This is a genomic window from Pseudomonas sp. BN417 (assembly GCF_029871205.1).
GTDB lineage: Bacteria > Pseudomonadota > Gammaproteobacteria > Pseudomonadales > Pseudomonadaceae > Metapseudomonas.
Genome location: NZ_SSOJ01000151.1, coordinates 127,287 through 132,604 on the forward strand (window position 1 = coordinate 127,287; position 5,318 = coordinate 132,604).

The 5,318-nt window shown below is 64.0% G+C and carries 3 protein-coding genes and 1 pseudogene; 2 read left to right on the forward strand and 2 right to left on the reverse strand.

The features are described from left to right. Positions 1 to 1,025, reverse strand: a 1,025-nt coding sequence (locus tag E8F11_RS24005; RefSeq protein WP_280291408.1) for a DUF2235 domain-containing protein, incomplete at its 3' end; no start/stop codon positions are given. Between the two features lie 283 nt (positions 1,026 to 1,308). Beyond that, the gene (locus tag E8F11_RS24010; protein ID WP_280291409.1) at positions 1,309 to 2,745 is read right to left on the reverse strand and encodes an aldehyde dehydrogenase family protein; all 1,437 of its coding nucleotides are present in this window, start codon (positions 2,743 to 2,745) and stop codon (positions 1,309 to 1,311) included. A 317-nt stretch (positions 2,746 to 3,062) separates the two neighbouring features. Between E8F11_RS24010 and E8F11_RS24015 the strand changes: the two genes are divergently transcribed. Then, positions 3,063 to 4,409, forward strand: coding sequence for an MFS transporter (locus E8F11_RS24015; RefSeq protein WP_280291411.1), 1,347 nt, complete (start codon positions 3,063 to 3,065; stop codon positions 4,407 to 4,409). A gap of 252 nt (positions 4,410 to 4,661) precedes the next feature. Further along, positions 4,662 to 5,318 (forward strand): annotated as a pseudogene (locus tag E8F11_RS24020) (transposase); the annotation flags it as partial.

The following is a 5,318-nucleotide window of genomic DNA, read 5'->3' on the forward strand; positions in this document are numbered from 1 at the left end:
GGGGTGCTGGCGCTGCGCACATTGCCCAGGTTGGCCAGGCCGGCGGTGGAGGCCACGGTGTCGAACAGGCCGATAAAGGCCACTTGTACTCCCTGCCCGTAGCGGCCGCTCAGGTCCTTGCTGAAGGTGCTGGTGGTATCGGGGAACATCATGCCCAGCGGGCCGTTGCGACCCTTGGCCAGTTGGTTGGCGAAGTGGCGAGCCGCCGCTGCGCCGCGGCTGAAGCCGAAGATGTCGATGGTCAGTGATTCGATTTCATACTCGGGGTTTTCGTCGATGAAGTCGTAGCATGTTCTCCGGACATACCTGAATGCGTCCCGCACCTTCGCTTCCACGCCAGTGGCACCACGTCCTGTTCCGGCTCCGAACGGGCTGTCCTCTTCGCCTGCACGGGTTCCAATGCCTTCGACATAGACCCGACGATGAGCTTGTTTGGCGCTGGTCGGCAGCTTCTGGGTTTCGGGATACAGGTCGTGGAGCAGCTTGATATTGGTCACGCCATTGCCATAGCTGCTCTCCGGGTCGCGCATATAGGGCTTGCAGCTGGCGTCCAGGTCATCCTCGGTGATGGCGTGCTGGGCGCCGCAGAGCTGGCCCTGGGCGGCGTTGGCGGCGTTGTTGTAGGTGCCGTCGAAGAACACGCCGATGCGCAGGGCGACGCGCAGTCTGGCCTGTAGGGTGGGTGTGAAGGGTTTCCAATCGGGCGGGAGTTTGGACTCGGCGGGGGCGGTAGGCTGACCGCCGAAAAAGCCGAGATCATCGGTCCAGGAGCGCTGCTTGCCGCTCAGCGGCTTGAAGGGGCGCCGGCTGACCAGCAGCCAGTCGCCGCGGCGAACTTTCTCGAGAATTTGGTCCCGGTAGTACGGCCGTTGGCTGTCGCGGTAGTCGGTGCCGCATTCGCGGAGCAAGGCCTCGAGCCCGGTTAGTCGCCAGGGGGCGCCCAGTACCCTGTCGACCTTCCTGACGGCAAAGAAGGGATCTTCCACCTGGTCTTCGTTGACGGGGTTGAAAATCGACCGTTTCACCAGCCTCTCCATCATGCCGTGCCTCCTTGATAGGGCTCCATGGACGAGGTGTGAGGTTTTCACAGGCGTGCTGACCTGTATTTCAGAAGCGGCCGGCAGGGATTGTCGGACTGGACCGGTTTATTGGGCGGACGCGGCTGTAGTCCGAGGCCTACTTTTGGGAGAGAAGGGGCGTCGGTCTGCCCTTCGCCCGTTCCGAGGCCCCGTAAGCGCGAATGACTCGTGCCTGCGCAAGAAACAAAACCCCGCACGGGGCGGGGTTTGTCGAGGCGCCGGGCTAGCTTCAGAGGCGGATGATCACTGATTTGAGCTGGGTGTAGTGGGAGAGGGCGTCGATGCCTTGCTCACGGCCATAGCCGCTTTGCTTGAAGCCGCCGCAAGGGGTCTGGACGAAGCCGCCGCTGTACTCGTTGACCACGATGCGTCCGGCTTCCAGGCCTGCGGCCATGCGGTGCACGCGGCCGATGTCGCGGCTCCAGATACCGGCGCCCAGGCCGAACTCGCTGTCATTGGCGAGGCGCAGGGCATCGGCCTCGTCCTTGAAGGGAATGACGCAGAGGATGGGCCCGAAGATCTCTTCCTTGGCCAGGGTCATCTCGTTGGTCACGCCGGTGTAGACGGTGGGCTCGATGTACCAGCCGTTACCGAGGTGATCACCGCTGGCCACCTTGCCGCCGATGGCGGGTTTCAGGCCTTCGCATTCCGCGATCTCGAAATAGCTCTGGATCTTCTCGAATTGCGACCGGGTGGTGATGGGGCCGGAGGTGCAGTCGAAGTCCGGGCCTACGCGCAGGGCGGCGACCTGGGCCACCAGCTTCTCGACGAAGCGGTCGTGGATGCTTTCCTGGACCAGCAGGCGGGTACCGGCACAGCACCATTGCCCGCTGTTCCAGGTGAACGCGGTGGTGGCGCCCCTGGCGGCGGCGTCGAGGTCGGCATCGTCGAAGACGATGTTGGCGGACTTGCCGCCCAGTTCCAGGGTCAACGGCAGGATGCGCTCGGCGGCGATGCGGCCCAGTTCCTGGCCGGCGGTGAGGCCGCCGGTGAAGGAAATCTTGCGCATCAGCGGATGGCGCGCCATCACCGGGCCGATGACGCTGCCCTTGCCGACGATCACGTTGAACACACCGGCAGGCAGGCCAGCTTCTTCCACCGCGATGCGGGCCAGTTCCACCAGGGAGGCGGAGGTGTGCTCGGAGGGCTTGGCCACCACCGTGTTGCCGGTGGCCAGGGCCGGCGCGATGGCGCGGGCGGCCTGATGCAGCGGGGCGTTCCAGGGCAGGATGGCGCCGATCACGCCGAACGGATCGCGGCGGGTATAGACGTGGTAGTTGGGCCCCTGGTTGATGACTTCACCGTCCATGACGTTGACCAGGCCGGCATAGAACTCGAAGTACTGGGCGGTGAGGTCCATCAGCGTGGCCATCTCGCGGCCCGGCTTGCCGGTTTCGGCGCTTTCCAGCTTGCCCAGGCGGTCTTCGCTGCGGCGCACGATGCGCGCCAACTCCAGCAGGATGCGGCCGCGCTCGGAAGGCCGCATGTCGCGCCAGGCAGGCAGCGCGTCCTGGGCGGACTGGATCGCCAGCTCCACTTCCGCGGCGCCGCTGTTGGCGACTTCGCCCAGCTTCTCGCCGGTGCGCGGGTCGATCTTGTCGACGTAGCGGCCCTCGGCGGGTGGCAGGAAGCGTCCGCCGACGTAGCTCTCAACTTTCAGGAACATCTTCGAGTCTCCTCAGTTCATCGCCCGGATCTGTATGGGGATGCCGCTCTTGTTCGACGCCCCGGGCATGGCGGCAGGTTCGGCCCTGGACGGGTCCGCTGCAAAGGAAATTTAGGCCGTCATGATTTGAGAAAATATCAATCGCCCGTGCGACGCAAGCCGGCATCCTGCCTGGACCCATGCTTGAGTTTGAGTCAAGCGAACAGCGCGGAAATCTCGCTTCACCGGCCTGTCGCCGGGCTTCATCTTGCTCGCTAACCAGAAGAAGGCGCCTTCGGGCGATCAACAACAAGAAGTGTGCTCACGGGAGCGAAGCTATGACTAACGACGATAGTGTGATCGGTGGCCTCATGCCTGAATCCACCTCCGCTGCCAGCCCGGCCGATACCGGCCGCAAGCTGAATCAGACCGAGAAGAAGGCCATCGTGGCCGCCACCCTGGGCACCATAGTCGAGTACACCGACTGGGTGATCTACGCCACCTTCTCATCCATTCTTGCCAAGCAGTTCTTCCCGGCCGGCAACAGCCTTACCGCCCTGCTTTCGGTTCTGGCGGTATTTGCCGTGGGCTTCCTGATGCGGCCCATCGGCGGTGCGGTGCTCGGCGTGTTCGCCGATCGCTATGGCCGCAAGAAGGGCCTGACCCTGTCCATCCTGCTGATGTCCCTGGCCTCGCTGGTCATCGGTATCTGCCCCAACTATGAAAGCATCGGCATCGCCGCGCCGATCATCCTGGTCCTGGCGCGCCTGACCCAGGGTTTCTCCGCCGGTGGCGAATTCGGCTCCGCCTCGGCCTTCCTCATCGAATCGGCGCCGTCCGATCGCCGTGCCTTCGCCGGGTCCTGGCAGTGGTTCGCGATCAACGCCGGCACCCTGGTGTCCTTCCTGCTCGGCTTCGTGCTGGCCTCGGTGGGCAGCGATACCGCCCTGGAGGACTGGGGTTGGCGTGTCGCCTTCATCATCGCCGCGCTGATGGGCGTGCTCACCCTGTGGATTCGCCTGTCGGTGCGCGAGACCGAGGTGTTCAAGTCCCGCGTGGCGAAAAAGGCTGTGCAGAAGCGCCCGATCCGCGACATCTTTACCAGCCACCGCAAGGACGTCCTGCGGGTCATCGGCGTCGCCATGGCCGGCAACCTGCTGAACTACGTGTGGATGGTGAGCTACCCGTCCCAGGTCCATCTGGTCACCGGCATGTCGATCCGCGAAACGCTGCTGGCCGGCGTAGTGGCGGTGGGCGTGTCGCTGCTGCTGATGCCGCTGGCGGGCAAGCTTGCCGACCGCGTGGGCCGTCGGCCGGTACTGATCGCCTTCGCCGTGGCTTCCATCCTCTGGGCCTGGCCGAGCTTCGGTCTGCTCTATGAGGGCATCAGCCTGGTCGAAGTCGCGCTGTTGCAGACGGTTTCCATGGTGATCATGACCGGCTTCGGCGCCGCCTCGGCAGTGACCATGGCCGAGCAGTTCCCGGCCGAGGTGCGCGTCACCGGCATCGCGCTGCCCTATGCGCTGTCGGTCACCCTGTTCGGTGGAACCTCGCCCTACGTCATGACGGCGGTATCCGGGGCCGGTTTCGGCCACCTGTTCTGGATCTACCTGGTGGCGGTGAGCGCCGTCAGCCTGGTGGTGTACATCCGCATGCCGGAGATGAAGGGCCAGCCGCTGCGCTGATCGCTTGATGCGACGAAAAGGCCGAACTTGAATAGGTTCGGCCTTTTTTGCATTGCGCTCTTTGTAGGTTGGCGCCAAGCGAAGCGCGGCCCAACGCCAGAGTTGTCCCGGGCGACGAAACGTTGGGCTTCGCTTCGCTCAGCCGCAACCTACGGAGTGATTCATTTTCCGATTGGCAGGATGAAGTTGTAGTGGTCTACTGATCCCGGACACCGATTTAGGCGAGAATCCTCGCCGTTAGAGAGGTGTCTGATGAGCAAGCAACGACGTACGTTCTCCGCCGAGTTCAAGCGAGAGGCCGCCGCCCTGGTGCTGGACCAAGGCTACAGCCATATCGAAGCCTGCCGTTCGCTGGGGGTGGTGGATTCGGCCTTGCGCCGTTGGGTGAAACAGCTCCAGGCGGAACGCCAAGGCGTGACCCCGAAGAGCAAGGCGCTGACGCCCGAACAGCAGAAGATCCAGGAGCTGGAAGCCCGGATCAACCGGCTGGAGCGGGAGAAAGCGATCCTAAAAAAGGCTACCGCTCTCTTGATGTCGGACGAACTCGATCGTACGCGCTGATAGACCAATTGAGTGAGCTGGAGTCGGTGGAAGTGGTCTGTTCAGCTTTCGATGTGGCGCGGTCTTGCTACTACGCCCACCGTCTTCGACGGCGGCGTGTCGATGCTCGCCGCGTTGCGCTACGCAGCCAGGTCAACCAGTTGTTCAGCCAGAGTCGCGGCTCGGCCGGCAGCCGCAGCATCCTGGGCATGCTGCGCGAAGACGGCGTGACAATCGGCCGTTTCCGCGTGCGTCGGTTGATGCGTGAGTTGGGCCTGGTCAGCAAGCAGCCGGGTTCGCACGCCTACAAGCAGGCCACGATTGAACGGCCGGATATCCCGAACCGGCTGAACCGCGAATTCTCGACCG

What these genes read in the sequence shown, in the direction of transcription:
- E8F11_RS24010 (WP_280291409.1), bottom strand. Translation starts at nt 2,745, where the DNA reads ATGTTCCTGAAAGTTGAGAGCTACGTCGGCGGACGCTTCCTGCCACCC.
- E8F11_RS24015 (WP_280291411.1), top strand. Translation starts at nt 3,063, where the DNA reads ATGACTAACGACGATAGTGTGATCGGTGGCCTCATGCCTGAATCCACC.